The sequence below is a fragment of the Caballeronia sp. LZ043 genome (assembly GCF_031451075.1).
Lineage (GTDB): Bacteria > Pseudomonadota > Gammaproteobacteria > Burkholderiales > Burkholderiaceae > Caballeronia.
Genome location: NZ_JARUXT010000001.1, coordinates 925,537 through 949,411, shown reverse-complemented (window position 1 = coordinate 949,411; position 23,875 = coordinate 925,537). Strand labels below are relative to the sequence as shown.

Genomic DNA, 23,875 nt, shown 5'->3' with positions numbered 1-23,875 from the left:
AAACGTCGCGCCTGCTTCCAGGCGCGACGTTTTGTTTTCTGCGACCCACACGGCCTTCAGCGCCGCGTCAGATAGGCCAATAACAGTTCGGTATTCATGCGCACGATCTGCTCGCGCTGATGGGCTTCGTTGAAGTCGAGCCCGAAGGTCGCTTCCAGCGTGAAGCGGTTTGACACGATGTAATAACCGAGACCCGAGAGCGTGACGTAGAACCTGAGCGGTTCGACGTCATTGCGGAACAAGCCGGCTTTCTGGCCGCGCTCGAGAATGGCGGTCAGCGTTGTGACGATGGGCGAGATCAACTCGCGGATCCGGTTCGATCCCTTGATGTAGCGCGCCTCATGCAGGTTCTCGTTGTTGATGAGACGCAGCAGTTCCGGATGATCGCGGTAGTAATCCCAGACGAAATGCGCGAGACGCGTCATGGCTTCGATGGGCGCGACGCCATCCAGTTCGAGCGTGCGCTCGGCTTCGACGAGCGCGGACAGCGCATGCTCCAGTACCGCCGTGAACAACTGCTCCTTGCTGCCGAAGTAGTAATAGAGCATGCGTTCATTGGTTTCGGCCCGGCGCGCGATCTGGTCGACGCGGGCGCCGAACAGGCCACCGGCTGCAAACTCCTCCGCGGCGGCAAGCAGGATACGACGCCGGGTGCCTTCAGGATCTCTTTTGATTTTCGGCTGATTCATGGTGGCATGATTCGAGAGCCGCGTTGCCGGATGAGCGCCACGCAGCCCGGGACGGGAGACATGACGTGAACGGGCGCGCCAAGGTGATTGGGGAACACCGTCCTGCAGTCCAACGAAAGCGATTTGATTATGCGCATATCGAAGAACGTTGGCAATTGGGATTGAAAGCTGGCCGTCACGCCCCTGCCGACTTCGGCGATAATGACGGACAAAACCGGGCACGCGCCCGCTGACGGAACGCGTGACCTGCCCCACATGCAACAGGCCTGGACCAGGCAGTGTGCGAGCTGCTTCGAACCCGCAGCGCTTCCGGCGCCTTCGAAGCGTCCGGCCAACGCGGCAACGCCCGCATCCACGCTGCGTCAATTTCCCGGCATCAAAGCACTTCCCCGTGACCGCAACCGTTTCCAGGACGCTCGCCGAGCGCATCGAAGACCTGCTGCCGCAGACACAATGCACCAAGTGCGGCTACCCGGCGTGCCGGCCTTATGCTGAAGCCATCGCCGCCGGCGAGGCCAACCATAATCAGTGCCCGCCGGGCGGCGCCGAAGGCATCGCGCGCATTGCGGCGCTGCTCGGCAAGCCGGTGATCCCGCTCGACACGACGCATGGCATCGAACGGCCGCGGCCGGTGGCCGTCATCGACGAAAGCGTGTGCATCGGCTGCACGTTGTGCATGCAGGCCTGTCCGGTCGATGCCATCGTCGGCGCGGCGAAACAGATGCATACGGTCATCACGGAACTGTGTACGGGCTGCGACCTGTGCGTGCCGCCCTGCCCGGTGGATTGCATCGCGATGATTCCCGTCACCGGCACGCGCACCGGATGGGATGCCTGGAGTCAGCCCGAAGCCAACGCCGCCCGCACGCGTCACGACCGCCGCACGGCGCGTCTCGAGCGCGAGCGCGCGGCCGCCGAAGCGAAGGCGAACGCGCGCCAGGCATCGCGCACCGCGCAGGCGGCGGAGACAAGCGCGGCGACCTCCGCGCCACAATCTCCGTCGCTCGCGCAGCCCGCCCCGGCAGACGATCCCGAAGCGAAGAAACGCGCGATCATCCAGGCCGCGCTGGACCGCGCGCGCAAGAAGAAGGAAGAGATGGCGAAGCTGGGCGCGGGACCGAAGAATACGGAGCACGTGAGCCCCGCGGTGCAGGCGCAGATCGACGCAGCCGACGCGCGCCGCCGCCGTCTCGGCCTGAAAGAAGACAACCCCGCGCCGCAGGATCCCGATAAACCCGCGTGAACACGGACCTCGACCCATGAACGCCAGGAAACGCCACGCGATCTTCGAAACGCTGCGGAGCCTGAACCCGCATCCGGTCACCGAACTGGAATACACGACGCCCTTCGAGCTGCTGATCGCCGTGATGCTCTCCGCGCAGGCCACCGATGTCTCCGTCAACAAGGCGATGCGCAAGATGTTTCCGCTCGCGAACACGCCGGCGGCCGTGCTGGCGCTCGGCGAGGAAGGCGTGACCGAGCATATCCGCACGATCGGGCTTTATCGCACCAAGGCGAAGAACGTGATCGCGACGTGCCGCATTCTGATCGACCAATACGGCGGCGAGGTGCCCGACAACCGCGAGGCGCTCGAAGCGCTGCCGGGCGTCGGCAGAAAGACGGCCAATGTCGTGCTGAACGTCGCGTTCGGGCAACCGACCATCGCCGTCGATACCCATATCTTCCGCGTCGCCAATCGCACCGGTCTTGCGCCCGGCAAGGACGTGCGCGCAGTGGAAAGCGCGCTCGAAAAGTTCACGCCGAAGGAATTCCTGCACGACGCGCATCACTGGCTGATCCTGCACGGCCGCTATGTCTGCAAGGCGCGCGTGCCCGAGTGCTGGCATTGCGTGATCGAGCCGCTGTGCGAGTACCGGCCGAAGACGCCCGCGCCGGTGGAGTAAGCCGGGTTTGAGCGGCGAAAAGCCATGCGGGCGTACAATACCGGGCTACGAAAACCCGCAATCCCGCAATCGAATCAACACCTTATGTTCAATCCCAGCCGCGACGAAGTTCGCCAGTTCTTCACCGACGCCTGGCGCAAGGAGCGCGCCGGCGAGATTCTGACGCCGCTCGAAAGCATGGCCGCCGACTGGATCAGCGAGCATCCGGAATATCAGGACGCACTGGCCCACCCCGAAACGCGCGAAGCCGATTATTCGCCTGATCGCGGCCAGACCAATCCGTTCCTGCATCTGTCGATGCACCTCGCCATCAGCGAACAGTTGTCCATCGACCAGCCGCCGGGCATCCGGCGCGCACACGACAAACTGGTCGCGCGCCTCGGTTCGCCGCACGACGCGCAGCACGCGATCATGGAGTGTCTCGGCCAGGTCATCTGGGAAGCGCAGCGCTCGAACACGCCGCCCGATACCGACGCCTATCTCGCGCTGATCGAACGGCGCGCCTCGCGCGACTGACACGTGATCCGGCAACGCAGCCGCACCAAATGAAACACCCCGCATGCGCGGGGTGTCGATCGAACTGCCAGGGCTTCGGCCCTTACTTCTTCAGCACGAGATTGCCGTCGAGGGACTCGATGTAAGCCGCGAGATCCTTCAGATCGCTCGGCGAAAGGCTCTGCACCTGCGCCGACATGATGGCGTTGTTGCGGCCGAAGTTCGGATTGTTGCCGCCGATCTGATACTGACGCAGCGCCCAGTAGATATACGTGGCGTGCTGGCCCGCGAGACGCGGATACTCTCCGCTCACCGGCTTGTTGAGACCGGGGCCGTGGCAGGCCGCGCAGTTGTGGCTGTCGGACAGCGCCTTGCCGTTGCTGATGTCGGCCGCGTGCGCCGTGCCGAACGCCGTCATGCCGATCAGCGCCGCCGCGCATGCTGCCTTGATGCTGCGAAGTGCCTTCGAGGGCTTCATGAATTCTCCTTCCCGTTGTCGCTTTGCGGTGTCACGCGCGGATTACTTGTCGGGATTGTTCTTTGATTGGGGAGTCTGCGCGGCGTAGTACGCGGCGATATCGGCGATATCCTGATCCGACAGCGTGGTCGCGATGGCGCGCATCGTGTCGAAATGACGGTCGCCCTTCTTGTAGGCATGCAGCGCGTTGGCAATGTACTGCGCGTTCTGGCCGCCCAGCATCGGCACTTCGTAGACTTCGGGATACGCGGTGCGATAGCCGGGGATGCCGTGGCAGCCGATGCACATCGCAACCTTGCCCTCTGCGGCCTTCGCGTTACCGACGACGTCGGCCGACGCCTGGGTCGCGAAGCCGGCGAGACCGGACAGCGCTGCAATCACGGCACATTTGCCGACAAAATTGTTCATAGCTCTTCTAACCTGGCTTGAGGGGAAATCCGGCGCTCACAAGGCCGCGGCCCGCGCCGAGCGCATACAACCTTCTCGGGACTGTTTGCTGCTGCAGGGTCTGGCGCCACGCAGGCCAAAAAAATCGCGCTAATTGTACCGCGCGACCTACCCTCCGTCCACACGCGCACCCTCTCGCAGCCTTGCTGGCAAGGGGAATCGCCTGAAAAGGACTGCGCTTCGCTGCGACAATTCGTCCCTGTACAAGCAACGAGCCCGCCTGCGCGCTCGCTCCCGCCCCACCGCGACGAAGCGCCGAAGCTGCGCGTGAAGCGGCTCACACGATACCCGGCGGCCCCCGATGCCGAAAGGGCTTCTGACTTATACTGGGATTTTTTTCTCTGACCGGATCTTCGTCATGCGTTTCGAGGGCTCATCGCAGTACGTCGCAACCGACGATCTCAAGCTCGCGGTAAACGCCGCGATGACGCTGCAACGGCCGCTGCTGATCAAGGGCGAACCCGGCACCGGCAAGACCATGCTTGCCGAGGAAGTGGCCGGCGCGCTCGGCATGCCGCTCCTGCAATGGCACATCAAGTCCACGACGAAGGCCCAGCAAGGTCTGTACGAATACGACGCCGTCTCGCGGCTGCGCGACTCGCAGCTCGGCGACGAACGCGTGAAGGACATCCGCAACTACATCGTCAAGGGCGTGCTGTGGCAGGCCTTCGAGTCGGACCAGCCGAGCGTGTTGCTGATCGATGAAATCGACAAGGCCGACATCGAATTCCCGAACGATCTGCTGCGCGAACTCGACCGCATGGAGTTCTACGTCTACGAGACGCGCGAACTGATCAAGGCAAAGCAGCGCCCGCTCGTCATCATCACGTCGAACAACGAGAAGGAACTGCCCGACGCGTTCCTGCGCCGCTGCTTCTTCCACTACATCCGCTTCCCCGATGCCGAAACGATGAAGGCCATCGTCGAGGTGCACTTTCCGAACATCCGCCAGGACCTGCTCGCCGCGGCGATGCAGAGCTTCTTCGAACTGCGCCAGGTGTCCGGCTTGAAGAAGAAGCCGTCCACGTCCGAACTGCTCGACTGGCTGCGTCTCCTGCTCGCCGAAGACATCGCGCCCGAGGCGCTGCGCTCGGCCGACGACAAGCAGATCGTGCCGCCGCTGCACGGCGCCTTGCTCAAGAACGAGCAGGATGTCGCGCTGTTCGAGCGGCTCCTGTTCATGAACCGCAATCATCGTTGAGCCGATGGTGAGCGCGCCATGCTGATCGACTTCTTCTACTCGCTGCGCGACGCGAAGCTGCCCGTCTCGGTGAAGGAATACCTGACGCTGCTCGAAGCGCTGAAGGCGCAGGTGATCGCGCCGTCGCTCGACGAGTTCTACTTCCTCGCGCGCATGACGCTCGTGAAGGACGAAAAGTACTTCGACAAGTTCGATCGCGCGTTCGGCGCCTACTTCCACGGGCTCGCGCAACTGCCCGACGAAGCCTTCGACATTCCGCTCGACTGGCTCAAGAAGCGTCTCGATCGCGAGTTCACCGCCGAGGAAAAGAAGCGCATCGAGGCGCTCGGCGGTCTCGACAAGCTGATGGAGCGCCTCAAGGCGCTGCTCGACGAACAGAAGGAACGTCACGAAGGCGGCAGCAAGTGGATCGGCACCGGCGGCACGTCGCCGTTCGGACATGGCGGCTACAACCCGGAAGGCATCCGCATCGGCGGGGAATCGTCGGGGAACCGCACTGCGGTGAAGGTGTGGGACCAGCGCGCCTATCAGGACTACGACGACCAGGTCGAGATCGGCACGCGCAACATCAAGGTCGCGCTGCGGCGGCTGCGGCGCTTCGCGCGCGAAGGCGCGGCCGAAGAACTGGATCTCCCCGACACCATCCGCAGCACCGCCGCCAACGCCGGCTGGCTCGACATCAAGATGGTGCCCGAGCGCCACAACAACGTGAAGGTGCTGATGCTGCTCGATGTCGGCGGCTCGATGGACGACCACATCAAGCGCGTCGAGGAGCTGTTCTCCGCCGCCAAGGCCGAGTTCAAGCATCTCGAGTTCTATTACTTCCACAACTGCGTGTACGACTATCTGTGGAAGCACAACCGGCGCCGTCATCAGGAACGCACGCCGACGCTCGACGTCATGCACAAGTTCACGCCGGACTACAAGCTGATCTTCGTCGGCGATGCCACCATGAGCCCGTACGAGGTGCTGCAGCCGGGCGGCTCGGTCGAATACAACAACGCCGAAGCGGGCGCCGTGTGGCTGCGCAGGCTCGCCGACCAGTTCCCGCATCACGCATGGCTCAACCCGGAGCCGGAGCGTCTGTGGGAATACCGCCAGTCGATCGGTGCGATCCGCCAGATCCTCGGCAACCGCATGTATGGCCTCACGATGTCCGGCCTCGAAAGCGCGATGCGCGCGCTGTCGAAATAAATCCATACAAGCCAAGAAGCAGAACCACCATGAAAGTCCCGTCTGCGGCGCCCGTCGCGCTGCGCCCGTTGTTCGACTCGTCCCTGTCCACTGTCGTCGCCGGCTTCGTTGCGATGATGACGGGCTACACCAGTTCGCTCGTGCTGATGTTCCAGGCCGGCCAGGCCGCGCATCTCAGCGATGCGCAGATCTCGTCGTGGATCTGGGCGCTGTCCATTGGCATGGCGGTATGCACCATCGGACTGTCGCTGCGTTACCGCGCGCCGATCGTCATCGCCTGGTCCACGCCGGGCGCCGCGCTGCTCGTCTCCTCGCTGCCGAACGTCCCGTACGCGGAAGCGATCGGCGCGTTCGTCGTGTGCGCGGCGCTGCTGACCGCCGTCGGCCTGACCGGCTGGTTCGACACGCTGATGAAGCGCATTCCCGGCGGCATCGCGGCGGCACTGCTGGCGGGCATCCTGTTCGAAATCGGCATCGAGATCTTTCACGCCGCGCAGGCGCAGACGCCGCTCGTGCTCGTCATGTTCTTCACCTATCTCGCCGGCAAGCGCCTCGCGCCGCGCTATGCGATTCCCGCGACGCTCGCCGCGGGCATCGCCATGGCAGGCGCGCTCGGGCTGCTCGATTTCTCGCGCTTTCACGTCGCGCTCGCGCATCCCGTCTTCACGATGCCCGCGTTTTCCGTGTCGGCTGCGATCAGCATCGGCATCCCGCTGTTCGTCGTCGCGATGGCCTCGCAGAACGTGCCCGGCATCGCGGTCCTGCGCGCCGACGGCTACACCACGCCGTCCGCCCCGCTCATCTCGGCCACCGGCTTCGCTTCGCTGCTGCTCGCGCCGTTCGGCTCGCACGGCGTGAATCTCGCCGCGATTACTGCCGCCATCTGCACCGGCCGCGAAGCCCACGAGGACCACAACCGGCGCTATACGGCGGCGGTGTGGTGCGGCGTGTTCTATCTCGTCGCCGGCGTGTTCGGTGCGACCATCGCCGCGCTGTTCGCGTCGTTTCCGAAGGCGCTGGTCGTTTCGGTGGCCGCGCTGGCGCTCTTCGGCTCGATCATGAGCGGTCTCACGAACGCGATGCAGGATCCGCGGCAGCGAGAACCGGCGCTCGTCACGTTCATGACGACGGCGTCAGGACTCACACTGCTGTCGATCGGACCGGCGTTCTGGGGGCTGATGGCGGGCCTGGCGACGCATCTGGTGCTCAATGCCCGGCGCGCGTGATTCGTCCGCCGCTTTCGTCCGCTAATTGGCACATGCCGCGCACCGGCACGGGACATGCGCAAGGAACAAGACGGAACGCTAAAGCCCGCGCCCGGTCGAACCGGACGCGCACGCGATCAGCGCGTTTCCCGCGCGCGGGACTAGAATGACGGAATGGTTTTCAGGGGCGCGCCGCGCGATCGTGATTCCGATGGCAATCGCCATCGAAATCGCCGCGCGGCGTCGCAATCATGGGCAATCCGCGGGTTTGTTACCGCATTTTGACAAGGCGCCACGCGTCTCAGACTCGACATGACATCCGCTCTCGACCAGCTCAAGCAGTACACGACCGTCGTCGCCGACACGGGCGATTTCCAGCAATTCATCGCATTCAAGCCGCAGGATGCGACCACCAATCCGTCGCTGATCCTGAAGGCCGTCCAGAAGGACGACTACAAGCCGCTGCTCGAAAAGACCGTCAAGGAGCACGCGAAGAAGCCGATGCCGCAGATCATCGACAATCTGCTCGTCGCCTTCGGCACCGAAATCCTCAAGATCGTCCCGGGCCGCGTCTCGACCGAAGTCGATGCGCGCCTGTCGTTCGATACCCAGGCCTCCATCGCCAAGGGCCGCGAGATCATCAAGCTGTATGAGAATGCCGGCATCGACCGCAAGCGCGTGCTCATCAAGCTGGCCTCGACGTGGGAAGGCATCCGCGCCGCCGAAGTCCTGCAGAAAGAAGGCATCCACTGCAACATGACGCTGCTGTTCTCGCTCGCGCAGGCCGTCGCCGCCGCCGACGCGGGCGCGCAACTGATCTCGCCGTTCGTCGGCCGCATCTACGACTGGTACAAGAAGTCGGCCGGCGCCGAATGGGACGAAGTCAAGAACGGCGGCGCGAACGATCCGGGCGTGCAGTCGGTGCGCCGCATCTACGCGTACTACAAGAAGTTCGGCTACAAGACCGAGGTGATGGGCGCGAGCTTTCGCACCTTGAGCCAGATCACGGAACTCGCCGGCTGCGATCTGCTGACCATCAGCCCCGACCTGCTCAAGAAACTCGCCGACAGTAACGACACCGTCGAGCGCAAGCTGTCTCCGGAAGCGAGCAAGAACGAGAACGTCGAGAAAATCGCGGTCGATGAGCCGACCTTCCGTTTCGCCGTCAACGACGACGCCATGGCCACCGAGAAGCTCGCGGAAGGCATCCGCGCCTTCGCCGCCGACGCCATCAAGCTCGAGAAGCTGATCGCCGCGCTGCAGTAACGCCGGTCTCGCCTGGAACAAGAAGGACCGCGGCACCGATCCGGTGCGCGGTCCTTTTTATTTGCGGATGCGCCTGGAGAGGTTCACGCGCCGAACGGCCGAGCGCCCTCAATGTTCCATTGCCGTTCCACTTCCGAGAGTCGCAGCCGCAAGCGCTCCGCCTGTTCGACGAAGCGCATCGCGAGCCAGTGCATGCCTTCCGTGGCGTGATCGCCAGGCGTCTCGGCGCACACCGTGGATTCAACGGCCGTGGTCTCCAGCGCATGATGCAGCAGGCTCACGCGGCCGAAGCGCAGCGCGCGCGCCATCTGCAGCAACTGACGGCGCACGGCGACTTCACCCGGCGAGCAGCCGAGCGCAAAACGATGTCCGCCTACGGAGGTCACTTCCGGCATCGACGTGACCAGCATTTCGAGCGCCGCGAGCATCGCGCGATGCAGCCGCTGGATTTCCTCGAGCCGCGCCATCGGCAGGTTCGTTTCCTTCGATACCGATTCCAGCAGGCCGCGCGACTGCACCAGCCGCTGGCTCATGCGAAAGAAGCGCTTCGCCATGTCTTCCGGCAGCAGCGGCACGCCTTCGAGCAGTGCGCCGTAGATCTTCGCGCCTTCGCGCAGATTGTCGGCGAGCCGGTAGCGCCATGAATAAGTCGCGTATTGCGGCAGCACAAACGAGAAGCCGAGCGCGATCACCACGCCGATCATCACGTTCGCCGTGCGCCACAGGCCCGTCGTGAACGGCAGGTCGCCGTGGCCCGAGACAATGACCATGGTGATCGCCGTGAGCAGCGCGACGTAGCCCGCCTTGCCGATCGCGTAGTAGGCGCAGCCGCCCGCGATCGCGCACATCAGCACGAAGAACAGCATCAGCGAGCCGGTCAGCGCCTGCGCCGCGATCAGCACGAGCCCGAACGCCGCGCCGAGCATCGTGCCGATCGCGCGTTCGGCGGCCTTCTTGCGGATGTTGCCGTAGTGCTGCAAGCCGCCTACGACCACCAGCACCGAGACCGTCGCCCAGACGCCGTGCGGCACGTCGATGCCGGTGGTCACGGCAATCGACATCGCCACGGCCAGTGCGACCCGCACGCCGTGAATCAGGTTGGCGTGGCGATAGCGGAAGTACGGCGATGCAATCCAGCTGAACAGACGCGACAGACGGCCGTGTCTGACTGACGTCGATGTCGGAGAAAACATGGTTCGCTCGCGTCGATGAACATGATCGTTCGTCCGGCCGGCTCGCGCGTCGCACAAACAAGACGCCCGTAGCGGCCGGCGGCTGCTACGGGCGTTTTACCAGCTTTTCGTGAGCCGCGCCGGGTCAGCGCCCGGCGTGGCAAAAGCGGCTGGATCAGCTTTCCACGATGTCCAGATAGTCTTCCGGACGCGTGCGGTCGTCCGAGCGCTTGAGGCCCAGGACGCGCACGAGCAGGCTGACGGCGACCGACACGATCAGGTTGGCGATCAGCGCCCACACGGCGGCGTAGCCCGGCACGACATAGCCGAACAGATGCAGCGGATAGATCGAGCCCTTCAGCTGCAGCGACACGGCCATCCAGGTACCGACGCCGATCCCCACCGCCCAGCCGATCAGCAGGCCGCGATGGTCGAGCACGCGCGTGTAGAGGCCGAGCACCAGCGCGGGCAGCGTCTGGATGATCCAGATGCCGCCGAGCAGTTGCAGCTGGATCGCATAGGTCAGCGGCAGCGCGAGAATGAACACCACCGCGCCCACCTTCACGATCAGCGACACCAGCTTGGCGACGTTGGTCTCCTGCTCCGGCGTCATCGACGTATTGACGAATTCGCGGTGCACGTTGCGCGTGTACAGGTTGGCGGCCGCGATCGACATGATCGCCGCCGGCACCAGCGCGCCGATGCCGATTGCCGCGAACGCCACGCCCACGAACCACGACGGGAAGTAGTGCAGGAACAGCGCCGGCACGGCGAAGTTCGCGCCGTAGGCCTTGAAGTACGGCGCGTATTCCGGCATGTCCTTCACGCCCGAAGCGAGCGCCATGTAGCCGAGCAGCGCCAGCAGGCCGAGCACCAGCGAATAAGCGGGCAGCAGCGACATGTTGCGGCGGATCGTGTTGCCCGAATTGGACGACAGGATGGCCGTGACCGAGTGCGGATACAGGAACAGCGCGAGCGCGGAACCCACCGCCAGCGTCGCATAGGCGCTGTAGCCGTTGAGGCTCGCGGCGTCGGGCGCTTTCAGCAGGATCTTCTCGGGCGGCACGATGCCGAAGATGTGGCCGAAGCCGCCGAGCTGCGCCGGAATCACGATCATCGCGGCGATGATCGTGATGTAGATCAGCACGTCCTTCACCACGGCGATCATCGCCGGTGCGCGCAGACCCGAGGTGTAGGTGTACGCGGCAAGAATCGCGAAGGCGATGATCAGCGGCAGATCGCCGACGAGGCCTTGGGTCGAGAAGCCGAGCGCACCGATCACCACTTCGATGCCGACCAGTTGCAGCGCGATGTACGGCATGGTCGCGACGATGCCGGTCAGCGCGACGGCCAGCGCCAGCATGCGGCTGTTGTAGCGGGCATGCACGAAGTCGGCGGCGGTCACATAGCCGTGACGCTTCGCGATGCTCCACAGCTTCGGAAACACGACGAACGCGAACGGATAGATGAGGATGGTGTACGGCAGCGCGAAGAAGCCGGTTGCGCCCGCGCCGAACACCAGCGCCGGAACCGCGACGAAGGTGTAGGCCGTATAGAGGTCGCCGCCGAGCAGGAACCAGGTGACGATGGTGCCGAAGCGACGGCCGCCGAGACCCCATTCGTCGAGCTGGGCGAGATCGCCCTTGCGCCAGTGCGCGGCGATGAAGCCGAGAATCGTGACGCCGACGAAGAAGAGGACGAAGACGAAGGTTGCGGTGGAATTCATCATCGCGCGCCTCCGCTCTTGCGATTCGAGGGCAGCGCCTTGGTCTTCTTGTAGACGACCGCGGTAATCACCGCGCTGATCAGCACCCACAACAACTGGTACCAGTAGAAATACGGGAAGCCCCACAACACGGGCTCGATCTTGTTATAAAACGGCACCCATACCACACCGATCCACGGAAGGATCAAAAGCCACAGCCAGTGCTTGTTGCGCGGTTGTCCAGTGCCGGTCGCAGCTTCTTGAGCCATGAACGGTCCTCTCCTCTTGTTTGATTTTGGTCTACGGTCCGGACGGATGACGTGCCGGTTGTCGTATCGGTTTTCACGCCACGTGACTGGCCTGGCGGCCGTTGAAAGCGCCCCGAAATAACAGGAGGAGTATATGGACCCTTAAAACCCGGTCAAGCAAGGGGAATCCCGACTATTCCCCTGATTCGAAAGAACTTTGTAACCATGCTGGAACGCACGTCCAGCACGGTGCCGCACGTTGGGGCGTCAGATTCGAAAGGCTTCGCCCGGCTTGAGGCCCGCGCTTTCGGCAAGACCCTTCACCCACTTGCGCGTAGGCAATCCCAGCTGATCCTCGATCAGCTTCGCACGCGCCTCGAGCGCACTGAGCGGCACGTCGAGCGCGGGCCCCGCGAAGGCCAGCGCGACGCGATTGCCGTCGTGCACTTCCGGCAGCGCGATCACGCGGTGATCGAACGCCTCGTTCAGATGCCGCATGTTGCGCACGAAGCTCGGATGGTCGCCGAACAGGTTCACCGTGACGACGCCCGCCGCCGGCGTGAGGCACGCGCGGCAGGCGCGATAGAACGACACGCTGTCGAGCACCGGACGCTGTGCCGCGGCGTCATACACGTCGATCTGCATGGCGCCGGTCGTGCCGTGATTCGCGCGATCGTTGACGAACTCCCACGCGTCGCGCTCGGTGACGGTGAGACGCGCGTCGTCATAAGGCAGGTCGAACATCGCGCGGGCTGCGATCACGACCGCCGGATTCACTTCCACCGCCTCGACCTTCGCACGCTTCAGGAAGCGGTAGCAGAACTTGGTCAGCGCGGCCGCGCCCAGTCCGAGCTGCACGATCCGCTCCGGCGTCTCGATGAACAGCAGCCAGGCCATCATCTGCTGCACGTATTCGAGTTCGATGTGATCGGGCTTACGGAGACGCATCGCGCCCTGCACCCATTCCGTGCCGAAGTGCAGATAGCGCACGCCGCCCTCTTCCGAGAACGTCACCGGCGCGAAGCGCGGCTTGCGCGGGGCCTCGATGCGCGGCGCATGGGCGAGATCGTCGTCATCGTGCTCGCGCGCGGCGCGCTTCTGCTTTTGCTTCTGCTTGCCGGCGTGCTTCGAGTCCTGCTTGCGTCCGAACGCGCGGGCTTCAGCGGACGCGCGTTTGATCAGTGTCGTCATGGGTGAGGAGGTCGCGCCAGAGACGCAGTTTTTGGTCGAACGAGAGCATAGCATTGGCCGCACTCGACGACGGCAGCACCCGCGTCGCATAGCCCGCGGCGCCGATCACCGGTGCGAACCGGCCCGAGGTCTTGCCGTTGAAGCAGACGCGGCGCAACGCCGGAAAGCGCGTGTGGAGCACGGCGAAGTCATTCGGCGACGCGTGGCGGATCGCGCTGTCGAGGCTGCCCTCGCGCTCGCACGCCGCCAGCACGTCCCACAGGCCGATGCCATGCGCCAGGAGCCGCGTGAGCCGGTCGTCGTAGGCGAGCTCGTGCAGCGGCTCGCCGATCGCCGCGCCCACCAGGCGCCAGAACTGGTTGCGCGGATGCGCGTAATACTGGGCCGCCGCCAGCGAAGCGACGCCCGGAAAGCTGCCGAGAATCAGCGTGTGAGTGGCGTGATCGCCGATCGGCTCGAATCCGGCGAGCGTCATTTCGCTTCGCCGCGCACGACGCGCTTCGCATGCGAACTCAGATGCCCATACGCCCGCGCATGTTCGCGCCGATGCGGACCGTGGAGCGTGGCGAGCCTGGTCCATAGCGTATCGAGCATGCATTCGGTGACCATCAGCGGCGCGCCGTGCCGCTCGAACACCGAACGGCGCGCGACGAGCGTGGGTGAGACATCGTGCGATTGCCGCAAGGCCAGCCGATAGAGCGGATGACGCGCCGTCAGCCGGCGGCTTGCGAGCGCCGAACGCGACACGCTGCTGTCGCTGTATAGCAGTTCCGCGAGTGGACGCGTGCGCAAGCGGCGCATCGACTGCCATATGCCCGTGCTGTACGCCAGCGGAACGATGCTGTGCGCGACGACGAAGGGCGTGCCGTCGACCTTCAACGCCACTTCGCGCAGCCACACCGGCGTACGCGGCGTGATGCCGAGCGCGCGGGCTTCGTCCCGCCAGGGAAGACTGACGGCTTCGCGCGTGACATCGACGGTCACGGCGCCCAGCGTGCGCAGATGCGCGGTCAGCGAGCCGCCGCGCGTCAGCCAGTCTTGTTGAGCATCGGAGAGAACGGCACAGGGGACGACGCGCCAGTGCGCATCGGTGGGATCGGTCGGCATGGACATGGCGGCGATTATAAGGGCCGCCTGCCAACGCCCGCCTTACACCCGTGCCCACCACAACCGCAGCTTAGGACGATTCGTATGGTGCGCGGCATGTCAGAAGCGGAGACTGAAATGCCGGTCGCGCGCCGCGCCGGTTTCATCCTGAGAGGCAAACAGAATGTCGGTAAACAAGAAACAAACGTCCAGACCGGTTGCGCATCTGGCGTCGGAAACACTGCATGACCCGAAGGCGTCGGCAACGGCCAAGAGCCTTGCCGCATCCGCCTTGGCTCAGTCGCATACGCGCAAGCAAACCGGTGCCGGGATGGAGCATAAAGCCAGCGAAGTGCTCCATAGCAGCAAATACGCGCCGGACACCAAAAAGCTCGCCGCGTCCGTGCTCGCGCAGTCGAACAAGGAGCGCAAGCGCAAATGAGAACAGGCGCCGCCGGTTTTCCCGGCGGCGCCTGCATCACACTGCTTTCAGACTGTTCAGCGCGCGAGCAGCAGCGCGTTGGTCCGCTTGACGAAGCTCGCCGGATCTTCCAGCGTGCCGCCTTCGGCCAGCATGGCCTGGTCGAAGAGCAGATGGCACCAGTCCGCGAAGTTGGCGTTGTCGGCGTTGAGCGCCTTCACGAGCGGATGCTCCGGGTTCACTTCCAGAATCGGCTGCATCTGCGGCGCCTGCTGGCCCGCGGCTTTCAGCATGCGTTGCAGATAACCGCTCATGTCGCCTTCGTCGGCCACCAGGCAGGTGGGCGAATCAGTGAGACGGAACGTGAGCCGCACATCCTTCGCCTTGCCTTCCAGCGCTTCCTTCATCTTCTCGACGAGCGGCTTCATGTCCTCGCCGACCTTCTCCTGCTGCTGCTTCTCTTCGTCGTTGAGCGCACCGAGATCGAGGTCGCCGCGTGCGACGCTCGCGAGCGGCTTGCCGTCGAACTCATTGAGGAACGACAGCATCCATTCGTCGACGCGATCCGTCAGCAGCAGCACTTCCACTCCCTTCTTGCGGAACACCTCAAGGTGCGGGCTGTTCTTCGCGGCCTGCCAGCTGTCGGCGGTCACGTAGTAGATCTTCGTCTGCTCGGGCTTCATGCGCGCGACATACTCCGCGAGCGAAACGGTCTGCTCGCTGCTGTCGCTGTGCGTCGAGGCAAAGCGCACCAGTTTCGCGATGCGTTCCCGGTTGCTGAAGTCTTCGCCGACGCCTTCCTTCAGCACCTGGCCGAACTCGCTCCAGAAGCTCGCGTACTTCTGCTTGCCGGCGTCGTCGGTGGCTTCGGCCGACGCGCTCGCGATGTCTTCCAGCATCGACAGCACGCGCTTGGTCACGCCTTCGCGGATCGCCTTCACATCGCGGCTTTCCTGCAGGATTTCACGCGAGACGTTGAGCGGCAGGTCCGCCGAATCCACCACGCCCTTCACGAAACGCAGATACGCGGGCAGCAGTTGCTCGGCATCGTCCATGATGAAGACGCGCTTCACGTACAGCTTGAGGCCGCCGCGATGCTCACGGTTCCACAGGTCGAACGGTGCGTGTTTCGGCACGTACAGCAGTTGCGTGTACTCGCTGCGCCCCTCGACACGGTTGTGCGTCCACGCGAGCGGCTCGTCGTGGTCGTGCGAGATGTGCTGGTAGAACTGCGTGTACTGCTCGTCGCTGATGTCGCTCTTCGGACGCGTCCACAGCGCGCTCGCCTGGTTGACGGTCTCGTCTTCGTCCTTCGTGACCATCTCGCTCTTTTCCGCGTCCCACTCTTCCTTCTTCATCAGGATGGGCAGCGCGACGTGATCCGAATACTTCTGGATGATCGACTTGAGCTTGTGCGACGACAGCAGGTCGTCTTCGTCAGCACGCAGATGCAGCGTGATGGTGGTGCCGCGTTGCGCGCGCTCGATGTCCTCGACTTCGAAATCGCCCTCGCCCGCGCTGGTCCAGCGCACGCCCTGCTCCGCCGGCAGCCCGGCGCGGCGCGTCTCGACCGTGATCTTGTCCGCAACGATGAAGCCTGAATAGAAACCCACACCGAACTGGCCGATCAGCGCCGCATCCTTCTGCTGGTCGCCCGAGAGCTTCGAGAAGAATTCCTTGGTGCCCGAGCGCGCGATCGTGCCGAGATGCGAAATGGCTTCGTCGCGGCTCATGCCGATGCCGTTGTCGTCGATGGTCACGGTGCGCGCGGCCTTGTCGAACGATACGCGGATGCGCAGGTCCGGATCGTTCTCGTACAGCGCGCTGTTCTCGATCGCCTCGAAGCGCAGTTTGTCGGCGGCGTCGGAGGCATTGGAAATGAGTTCGCGAAGGAAGATTTCCTTGTTGCTGTACAGCGAATGAATCATCAGGTGCAGAAGCTGTTTCACTTCTGCCTGAAAGCTCATGGTTTCTTGCGCCATGTCCGGGTCCTCTGTGTTGATTTATCTGTGTTGAAGTGATGCTGACGGCCCGGGCGGGGTACTGCGCGCCGCCTGGGCCGGCAATCCGAGCGATATCGGGGCGGTCCGGCGTTTTTCAAGGGCCGTCCGGGGCCAGGTCTTATGATGCGTCTTTGACCTCGCCGCATCGCCCGTACCGTCATGCCGCTCCTGTTCCGCCGCGCACCGCCAGGCCGTCCGCTCACGCCGGGCGAAACCGGCATGGCGCGGCTCGTGTTCGGCGACGCCATCGACTATCCGGCGGTCCGCGTCCATGCCCGCGCCTATCTGCCGTTCGGCCTGCAGCCGCCGCGCACCGCAATGGCGCCCAATGGCCAACTGTATTTTCCGCGCGCCTGTTGCCAGGATGATTTCTCGTGCTGCGACCTCGGCAATCGCATGTGGTTCATTCACGAGATGACGCACGTCTGGCAATTTCAGCTCGGTTATCCGGTCCGATGGCGCGGCGCGCTGCGCGTCGGGCTGTCCTACGCGTACCGGCTGGCCGCCGGCAAGCGTCTCGCCGACTTCAACATGGAAGCGCAAGGCAACCTGCTCGCGGATTATTTCGCGCTGCGCTTCTGCGACGGCCAGCACCGGCTCTACGAGCAGCGCTACCGGCAAATGCCCGGCGCGCTCGCGCTGTTCGAGACCGTGCTGGCGGAATTCATCCGGACGCCGTCCGCGCGGCGCAATCTGCCCGGACGAAGGCGTTAGCGCCCCGCTTCAGACTTCAGGCGCTGCGCCGCGACGCACGGTCCAGATAATTCGACAGCAGTTCCGGCAACGCCGGATCGCCGCAATTGGCGACATTGAAGCGCATCCAGGTGGTCGGCGACTGCTGCGGCGAGAACAGGCTGCCCGGCGTCAGCAGGAAGCCGGCTTCGTGGCCGGCGGCGGCGAGACCATCGGAATCGACGCCCGCGTCAGCCCACAGGAACATGCCCGCCGACGGCGTCGAGAACAGCCGCAGTCCGGTTTTCTCGAGCATGCGCGCGGTCTTGTCGCGCACGCCGTCGAGCCGCGTGCGCAGGCGCTCGACGTGCCGCCGGTAGTGTCCTTCGGTCAGGATCTTGTAGACGACCCGCTCGTTCAGCTCCGGACTGGTCATGCCGACGAGCATCTTCTGATCGGCCAGCGCCTTCGCGACGTCCGGCGCGGCCGCGATATAGCCGACCCGCAGGTTCGCCGCGAGCGTCTTCGAAAAGCTGCCGAGGAAGATCACGCGCTTCAACTGATCGAGCGAGGCCAGGCGCGTGGCCGGGAAGTTGGTCGGGCACAGGTCGCCGTAGACATCGTCCTCGACGACGATGAAGTCGTATTCCTGCGCCAGTTGCAGGATCCGGTACGCCTGCGCGGCCGTCAGCGAGGTGCCGGTCGGGTTCTGCAGCACGGAGTTGATGATCAGCATCTTCGGCCGCCAGGTGGCGACGAGCGTTTCGAGCGCGTCGAGGTCGGGGCCGTCCGGCGTGTACGGCATGCCGACGAGCCGCGCGCCCTGCGAGGCGAAGCGCCCGAACATCTGGAACCACGCCGGATCGCCGACGATCACCGCATCGCCCGGCTTCACATAGAGCCGCGCGATCAGGTCGATGGCCTGCGTGATGCCGGAAGTCAGCACGATCTGCCGCGCCGCCGACGCACCGATTTCCAGTTCCTCCAGCCGCGTCTGCAATTGCTGGCGCAGCGGCAGGAAGCCTTGCGGCGTGCCGAAGCCGAGCATCTGGGCGCCGCTCAGGCGGGACAGCGCGCGCAAGGCGTTGGTGATCAGTTCGCCGTCGAGCCAGCGGCCCGGCAGATAGCCCAGGCCCGGCCCTTTTTCGGGACTCGACGTGTGCAGCATGTTGCGCAGCAGCCAGACCACGTCGATGGTGTTCTGCAGCGGCTCGCGCTCCGAAGCGGCGGCGGGCGCCTCGCCCCGGGCGACGAGCGACGGCGCGGCCCGCTCGCGTACATAGAACCCGGAACCGCGGCGCGAATCGAGATAGCCATGCGCGACGAGCCGCTCATAGGCCTCGACCACGGTGAAGCGGGACACGCCCTTGTCGAGCGCGAGCTTGCGGATGGACGGCATGCGCATGCCGGGCCGGAACACCCGTTCGTCGATGCGGCGGCGGCCCCATTGCACGAGCTGGTCCACGAGGGTGAGTTGCGCGGCGTCGTGCGGGGCGGGAATCTGGTCGAGCGGGACGGACATGCGGACCTCCGGGCGGATGGCGATGCGTTGCCGGTGCTTTTGCCGAATTGTCGGGAAGAGTCAAAAACTGTACCGAACACGGCTGGGTCGATTGTACCGTTACTGTTATGGTGAGAGACGCTACATTCTCCTTTCGGGTCGCGAGAATGCTGGGCGTTGCGTCAAGCCAGGCGGCCCATCCAGTCCAACCGCGCCTGTCATGACCGATTCCCGACTCAAACTCGACCACCTCGTCATCGCCGCGCGCACGCTCGAGGAAGGCGCGCAATTCGTCGCCGCGAAGTTCGGCGTGGACACGGCGCCCGGCGGCGCGCATCCGTCGATGCGCACCCACAATCGCCTGCTGAATCTGTGGGGCGGAGCCTACCTGGAAGTGATCGCGATCGATCCCGCCGCGCCCGCCGTGGAGACGCCGCGGCCACGTCTCTTCGCGCTGGACGATCCGGCGCAGCAGCAGCGCATTGCGGAACACGGTCCGCAGCTCGTGCACTGGGTGGCGCGCGTGGAGCGGCCGAAGTCGCTGACGCGCTGGCGCGAGCAGTATCCCGAACGCATCGCGCCGGTCGCGGCGATGTCGCGCGGCGCCAATACCTGGGGCCTGACTGTCCCCGACGACGGCGCGTTCCCCGCGTGGCAAGGCGCCGGACAAGGCGTGCTGCCGTCGCTGATCCAGTGGGACACGCCGCTGCTGCCGAGCGACGTACTGCCGCCCAGCGGCATCGCGCTGCGCGCCTTGCGCGGCTTTCACGCCGATGCCGCGCGCATCGCCGAACAGCTCGCGTGGCTCGGCGCGGCGCACCTGATCCACATCGAGGCCACCTCCGGCGCGCCGGTGCTGGTGGCGGAATTCGCCCTGCCGGACGGCTCGACGCTCACCCTTGGCGAATCCGCGGAACATGCCCAGGCGCGCGAGGAAGAGGCGCTTCAGGCAGCCAGACGCCGCCGCGCGAAAAAGACCGAGCCGCAGGCACCGCAGCAACTCGACCTGCCCGGCACACCCCGACAAGACATCTGATATCCGATCCGAGGAGACACCCCACGATGAGAACCCGCGAAACCGAAGGCATGCTGCTCGGCCTGATCGGCGTGGTCATTTTCAGCCTGACGCTGCCGATGACGCGCATCGTCGTCGCGGAGGTGCATCCGCTGCTCAACGGCCTCGGCCGCGCGCTCGTCGCGGCCCTGCCCGCCGCCGCGCTGCTCGCCTGGCGGCGCGAAAAGTGGCCCACCTGGCCGCAGGTCAAGAGCCTGGCGGTTGTGTCGCTGGGCGTGATCATCGCGTTTCCGGTGTTTTCGGCGTGGTCGATGAAATACGTGCCGGCGTCGCACGGCGCGGTGGTCAACGGGCTCCAGCCGCTGTGCGTCGCGATCTATGCCGCGTGGCTCTCGCACGAACGGCCGTCGAAGCTGTTCTGGGCCAGCGCGCTCGCGGGCAGCGCGATCGTCGTCGCCTTCGCGGTGCAGACGGGCGGCGGCGGCCTGCAGGCGGGCGACCTGCTGATGCTGGTCGCGGTCGGCATCGGCGCGCTCGGCTATGCGGAAGGCGCGCGGCTCGCCCGACAGATGGGCGGCTGGCAGGTGATCTGCTGGGCGCTCGTGCTGTCGGCGCCGTTCCTGCTTTTGCCGGTCGGCGGCCTCGCGTGGGCGCATCACACGGCGCATCCCGGGCCGCTCTCGCTCAAGGTGTGGCTGGCCTTCGGCTATGTCACGCTGTTCTCGCAGTTCATCGGCTTCTTCGCGTGGTACGCCGGACTGGCGATGGGCGGCATCGCGCGCGTGGGCCAGGTGCAACTGCTGCAGATCTTCTTCACGATGGCCTTCTCCGCGCTGTTCTTCGGCGAGCACGTGAGCGGCTCGACGTGGCTGTACGCGGCCGCCGTGATCGTGACCGTCGTGCTGGGCCGCCGGGCCGCCGTGCGTCCCGCGCCGCTGCAGACTCAGGCAGTGCCGGCACCCGCCGCCCGTCCGACGCACGCAAGATGACGCGCACGCGCGATAATGCTGGATTGCGCGTGCGCCGCTCGCCCGCGCACCCCGATTTCTGACCCAACGCGGGACCACTCCAAAGCCAACCGAGGCACCCCATGAATCAAGCCGATCTCCGCGCCACCCCGTGGCAACTCTCCGAACGCGCCCGCAAGCTCACGAGCTCGGCGATTCGCGAAATCCTGAAAGTCACGGAGCGGCCGGAGGTCATTTCCTTCGCGGGCGGCCTGCCCTCGCCCGCGACCTTTCCGGTCGAGGAAATGCGGCACGCGTCGGAACGCATCCTGCGCGACCAGCCGTCCGCGGCGCTCCAGTACAGCGCGACCGAAGGCTACCTGCCGCTGCGCGAATGGGTGGCGGCGCGCTATTCGGTGAACGGCGCGTCGATCCGTCCGTCGCAGGTGCTCATCACGACCGGTTCGCAACAGGCGCTCGACCTGCTCGGCAAGACGCTGGTGGATCCGGGCAGCCGCGTACTGGTCGAAACGCCGACCTACCTCGGCGCGCTCCAGTCGTTCTCGCTGTTCGAGCCTGACTACGTGCAGGTGCCCACCGACGAATCCGGCCTGGTTCCCGAAGGCCTCGACGCCGCGCTCACCGCCGGCGCGCGCCTGCTCTACGCCCAGCCCAATTTCCAGAACCCGACCGGCCGCCGCCTGCCGCTCGCGCGCCGCCAGGCGCTCGCCGCCCTCGCGAAGACCGCCGCCTTCCCGGTGATCGAAGACGACCCCTACGGCGCGCTCGACTACGCCGGCGCCCCGCTGCCCACGCTGCTTTCGATGGCGCCGGATCACATCGTGCATCTCGGCTCGTTCTCGAAGGTGCTGGCGCCGGGCCTGCGCGTGGGCTACATCATCGCGCCCGAGGAGCTGCACTACAAACTCGTGCAGGCCAAGCAGGCCACCGATCTGCACACGCCGAGCCTCACGCAGCGCATCGTCTACGAAGTGGTGAAGGACGGCTTCCTCGACCAGCACGTGCCGAAGATCCGCACACTGTATCGCGACCAGTGCGAGGCGATGCTCGACGCGCTGCAACGCCACATGCCCGCCGGCGTCGAATGGAACCGTCCTGAAGGCGGCATGTTCGTGTGGCTGACGCTGCCGAAGCACATCGACACGATGAAGCTGCTCGAGCAGTCCGTCGCGCAGAACGTGGCCTTCGTGCCGGGCGGTCCGTTCTACGCCAACACAGCTGCGCACAACACGCTGCGCCTGTCGTTCGTGACGGTGCCGCCGGCGACGATCGACGAAGGCGTCGGCCGGCTCGGCGCGCTGATCCGCGCGAGCCTCTGAATTTCCGGGGCGCCGCGCGCCCCTTCACCCGCTTGAAGTCAAGGAGCAACCGATGGCATCGAATGTGTACGACAAGCTGAAGGAACTCGGCATCGACCTGCCCACCGCGGGCGCGCCGGCCGCCGCCTACGTGATGAGCGCGCAGAGCGGCAACACGGTCTATCTGTCCGGGCATATCGCGAAGAAGGATGGCAAGGTGCACGCCGGCAAGCTCGGCGCCGACATCTCCACGGAAGAAGGCAAGGCGGCCGCGCGCAATGTGGCCATCGACCTGATCGCGACGCTGCACGCGCACGTCGGCGACCTGAACCGCGTCAAGCGCATCGTCAAGGTCATGAGCCTCGTCAACTCGACCTTCGAGTTCACGGAGCAGCACATCGTGACGAACGGCGCGTCCGAACTCATCGCGGAAGTGTTCGGCGATGCCGGCAAGCACGCGCGCTCGGCCTTCGGCGTGGCGCAGATTCCGCTCGGCGCGTGCGTCGAGATCGAACTGATCGCGGAAGTCGCCGAAGTCGCCTGAAACGCGCGTCCCCTTCGCCGTTCATCCGCGAAACCCGACGCAGCGACGCGTCGGGTTTTTTTATGCCCTGCTCCAGCGAGACACACGCTCATGTCCTCACACGCCGACCAACGGGTCGTCCAGTTCAAGCAGGTCGATGTCTTCACCTCCGTGCCGTTCAAGGGCAACCCGCTCGCCGTGATCTTCGATGCCGACGGTCTCTCCACCGAACGCATGCAGGAGATCGCGCGCTGGACCAACCTGTCCGAAACCGCTTTCCTGCTGCCGCCGACCGATGCACGCGCCGACTATCGCGTGCGCATCTTCACGACCGCGGTGGAATTGCCGTTCGCCGGGCATCCGACGCTCGGCAGCGCGCACGCGCTCATCGACGCCGGCTATACGCCGAAGACGCCCGGACGGCTGGTGCAGGAATGCGGCGTCGGCCTGGTGACGCTCGCCGAACGCGCGGGCGGCGAGTGGGCCTTCGCCGCGCCGCCGGCTCGCATCACGCCGTTGAGCGCTGCGCAGAGCACGCGTCTCGCGGCGGCGCTTGCCCCCGCCACACTCGATCCGGAAGCGCCGCCCGCCGCGGTGGACAACGGCGCGCCCTGGCTCGTGGTGCGCGTGCGCGACGCGGCGCAGTGTCTTGCGCTGACGCTGGCGGGCGAGTCGCGCGACGCGGTCCGGCAGATCGTCGCGGAAACGGGCACACACGGCATCGTGGTCTACGGTCCGCACGCGCCCGGCGGACCCGCGACCTTCGAACTGCGCGCGCTTCTGCTGGGCGCGGAGAACATCGAGGATCCGGTCACGGGCAGCGCAAACGCCGCCCTCGCCATGCTGCTGACGCAGCAAGGCAAGCGTCCGGGCGCGCACTACACGGTTCGTCAGGGCACCGCGTTGGGCCGCGACGGCCGCGTGAGCGTCACTTACGACGACCAGGCGGATGGCGCGCCCGTGTGGATCGGCGGCCATTCGGTAACTGTGATCGACGGTAATTTCCGTAGCTGAAACAATGACCTGCGCATATCCCCTGCGGCGCGCGTTTACCCCCAAGGGCGGGCTCTTTCTTAAAGCAGGAGCCTTCGCTACTATCTGACCAATGGGGATAAAAAGAAGCGTCGGACGTGGCGGCGGCAACGCGACGGACCCGGCAGGGGCGCGGTTTGTATCCGGACTCGAATAATCCT

25 protein-coding genes are annotated in these 23,875 nt (G+C 65.4%); 14 read left to right on the top strand and 11 right to left on the bottom strand.

The genetic code is table 11. The features are described 5' to 3' along the window. Positions 1–56: 56 nt before the first annotated feature. The gene (locus QCE64_RS04180) at positions 57–689 is read right to left on the bottom strand and encodes a TetR family transcriptional regulator (RefSeq protein ID WP_309914797.1); all 633 of its coding nucleotides are present in this window, start codon (positions 687–689) and stop codon (positions 57–59) included. A 391-nt stretch (positions 690–1,080) separates the two neighbouring features. Between QCE64_RS04180 and rsxB the strand changes: the two genes are divergently transcribed. From rsxB to QCE64_RS04165, 3 genes are all read left to right on the top strand, one after another. Continuing rightward, positions 1,081–1,932, top strand: coding sequence for an electron transport complex subunit RsxB (gene rsxB / locus QCE64_RS04175; protein WP_310002777.1), 852 nt, complete (start codon positions 1,081–1,083; stop codon positions 1,930–1,932). Between the two features lie 16 nt (positions 1,933–1,948). Beyond that, positions 1,949–2,593, top strand: a complete 645-nt coding sequence (gene nth / locus QCE64_RS04170; protein WP_310002775.1) for an endonuclease III — start codon at positions 1,949–1,951, stop codon at positions 2,591–2,593. An 84-nt stretch (positions 2,594–2,677) separates the two neighbouring features. Beyond that, positions 2,678–3,109 carry a DUF1841 family protein gene (locus QCE64_RS04165; protein ID WP_310002773.1) on the top strand — a complete coding sequence of 144 codons (432 nt, stop codon included), beginning with the start codon at positions 2,678–2,680 and terminating at the stop codon, positions 3,107–3,109. An 82-nt stretch (positions 3,110–3,191) separates the two neighbouring features. Here the strand turns inward: QCE64_RS04165 and QCE64_RS04160 are convergent, their stop codons facing one another. Together QCE64_RS04160 and QCE64_RS04155 are read right to left on the bottom strand one after the other, a co-directional pair. Further along, positions 3,192–3,566: a c-type cytochrome gene (locus tag QCE64_RS04160; RefSeq protein WP_404984119.1), complete on the bottom strand. Its 375-nt coding sequence runs from the start codon at positions 3,564–3,566 to the stop codon at positions 3,192–3,194. A gap of 42 nt (positions 3,567–3,608) precedes the next feature. After that, on the bottom strand, positions 3,609–3,974 hold the full coding sequence (locus QCE64_RS04155; RefSeq protein ID WP_061121774.1) for a c-type cytochrome: 366 nt from the start codon (positions 3,972–3,974) through the stop codon (positions 3,609–3,611). A 397-nt stretch (positions 3,975–4,371) separates the two neighbouring features. Between QCE64_RS04155 and QCE64_RS04150 the strand changes: the two genes are divergently transcribed. From QCE64_RS04150 to tal, 4 genes are all read left to right on the top strand, one after another. Continuing rightward, a complete protein-coding gene (locus QCE64_RS04150; RefSeq protein WP_309807801.1) occupies positions 4,372–5,214 on the top strand; it encodes a MoxR family ATPase in 843 nt (280 codons plus the stop codon). An 18-nt stretch (positions 5,215–5,232) separates the two neighbouring features. Then, positions 5,233–6,408 carry a VWA domain-containing protein gene (locus QCE64_RS04145; protein WP_309914789.1) on the top strand — a complete coding sequence of 392 codons (1,176 nt, stop codon included), beginning with the start codon at positions 5,233–5,235 and terminating at the stop codon, positions 6,406–6,408. 29 nt (positions 6,409–6,437) lie between these two features. Beyond that, positions 6,438–7,634 (top strand): benzoate/H(+) symporter BenE family transporter, encoded by a 1,197-nt coding sequence (locus tag QCE64_RS04140; protein WP_310002770.1) that lies wholly within the window; start codon positions 6,438–6,440, stop codon positions 7,632–7,634. Positions 7,635–7,925: 291 nt separating this feature from the next. Beyond that, the gene (tal, locus tag QCE64_RS04135; RefSeq protein WP_309914782.1) at positions 7,926–8,879 is read left to right on the top strand and encodes a transaldolase; all 954 of its coding nucleotides are present in this window, start codon (positions 7,926–7,928) and stop codon (positions 8,877–8,879) included. A gap of 83 nt (positions 8,880–8,962) precedes the next feature. Here the strand turns inward: tal and QCE64_RS04130 are convergent, their stop codons facing one another. The 6 genes from QCE64_RS04130 to QCE64_RS04105 form a co-directional block, all read right to left on the bottom strand. Continuing rightward, positions 8,963–10,072: an FUSC family protein gene (locus QCE64_RS04130; protein ID WP_310002768.1), complete on the bottom strand. Its 1,110-nt coding sequence runs from the start codon at positions 10,070–10,072 to the stop codon at positions 8,963–8,965. 154 nt (positions 10,073–10,226) lie between these two features. Further along, entirely contained in the window at positions 10,227–11,777 is a 1,551-nt protein-coding gene (mctP, locus tag QCE64_RS04125) for a monocarboxylate uptake permease MctP (protein WP_309919607.1), read from the bottom strand. Beyond that, positions 11,777–12,025, bottom strand: coding sequence for a DUF3311 domain-containing protein (locus QCE64_RS04120; RefSeq protein WP_309807794.1), 249 nt, complete (start codon positions 12,023–12,025; stop codon positions 11,777–11,779). The genes mctP and QCE64_RS04120 overlap by 1 nt, the downstream gene beginning before the upstream one ends. Positions 12,026–12,271: 246 nt before the next feature. Beyond that, positions 12,272–13,195, bottom strand: coding sequence for a spermidine synthase (locus QCE64_RS04115; RefSeq protein WP_310002766.1), 924 nt, complete (start codon positions 13,193–13,195; stop codon positions 12,272–12,274). After that, positions 13,164–13,670, bottom strand: a complete 507-nt coding sequence (locus QCE64_RS04110; RefSeq protein ID WP_310002764.1) for a DNA-deoxyinosine glycosylase — start codon at positions 13,668–13,670, stop codon at positions 13,164–13,166. Before QCE64_RS04110 ends, QCE64_RS04115 begins: the two co-directional genes overlap by 32 nt. Then, a complete protein-coding gene (locus tag QCE64_RS04105) occupies positions 13,667–14,308 on the bottom strand; it encodes a chorismate lyase (RefSeq protein WP_310002762.1) in 642 nt (213 codons plus the stop codon). Before QCE64_RS04105 ends, QCE64_RS04110 begins: the two co-directional genes overlap by 4 nt. Before the next feature lie 157 nt (positions 14,309–14,465). Between QCE64_RS04105 and QCE64_RS04100 the strand changes: the two genes are divergently transcribed. Further along, positions 14,466–14,723 (top strand): hypothetical protein, encoded by a 258-nt coding sequence (locus QCE64_RS04100; protein ID WP_309914767.1) that lies wholly within the window; start codon positions 14,466–14,468, stop codon positions 14,721–14,723. Positions 14,724–14,779: 56 nt separating this feature from the next. Here the strand turns inward: QCE64_RS04100 and htpG are convergent, their stop codons facing one another. Continuing rightward, positions 14,780–16,684, bottom strand: coding sequence for a molecular chaperone HtpG (gene htpG / locus QCE64_RS04095; protein WP_309914764.1), 1,905 nt, complete (start codon positions 16,682–16,684; stop codon positions 14,780–14,782). Between the two features lie 180 nt (positions 16,685–16,864). On the opposite strand from htpG, the gene QCE64_RS04090 reads away from it, so the two are divergent. Beyond that, positions 16,865–17,419, top strand: coding sequence for a Rhs element Vgr protein (locus QCE64_RS04090; RefSeq protein ID WP_310002760.1), 555 nt, complete (start codon positions 16,865–16,867; stop codon positions 17,417–17,419). Between the two features lie 16 nt (positions 17,420–17,435). On the opposite strand, the gene QCE64_RS04085 is transcribed toward QCE64_RS04090, so the two are convergent. After that, positions 17,436–18,899 carry a PLP-dependent aminotransferase family protein gene (locus QCE64_RS04085; protein WP_309929540.1) on the bottom strand — a complete coding sequence of 488 codons (1,464 nt, stop codon included), beginning with the start codon at positions 18,897–18,899 and terminating at the stop codon, positions 17,436–17,438. A gap of 199 nt (positions 18,900–19,098) precedes the next feature. On the opposite strand from QCE64_RS04085, the gene QCE64_RS04080 reads away from it, so the two are divergent. The 5 genes from QCE64_RS04080 (at position 19,099) to QCE64_RS04060 (ending at position 23,696) form a co-directional block, all read left to right on the top strand. Further along, a complete protein-coding gene (locus tag QCE64_RS04080; RefSeq protein WP_310002758.1) occupies positions 19,099–19,914 on the top strand; it encodes a VOC family protein in 816 nt (271 codons plus the stop codon). A 26-nt stretch (positions 19,915–19,940) separates the two neighbouring features. Continuing rightward, on the top strand, positions 19,941–20,882 hold the full coding sequence (locus QCE64_RS04075; protein ID WP_310002756.1) for a DMT family transporter: 942 nt from the start codon (positions 19,941–19,943) through the stop codon (positions 20,880–20,882). A 101-nt stretch (positions 20,883–20,983) separates the two neighbouring features. After that, positions 20,984–22,180, top strand: a complete 1,197-nt coding sequence (locus QCE64_RS04070) for a PLP-dependent aminotransferase family protein (RefSeq protein WP_310002754.1) — start codon at positions 20,984–20,986, stop codon at positions 22,178–22,180. Positions 22,181–22,232: 52 nt separating this feature from the next. Next, positions 22,233–22,703: a RidA family protein gene (locus QCE64_RS04065; RefSeq protein WP_309914748.1), complete on the top strand. Its 471-nt coding sequence runs from the start codon at positions 22,233–22,235 to the stop codon at positions 22,701–22,703. A 90-nt stretch (positions 22,704–22,793) separates the two neighbouring features. Further along, a complete protein-coding gene (locus QCE64_RS04060; protein ID WP_310002752.1) occupies positions 22,794–23,696 on the top strand; it encodes a PhzF family phenazine biosynthesis protein in 903 nt (300 codons plus the stop codon). Positions 23,697–23,875: the final 179 nt, after the last annotated feature.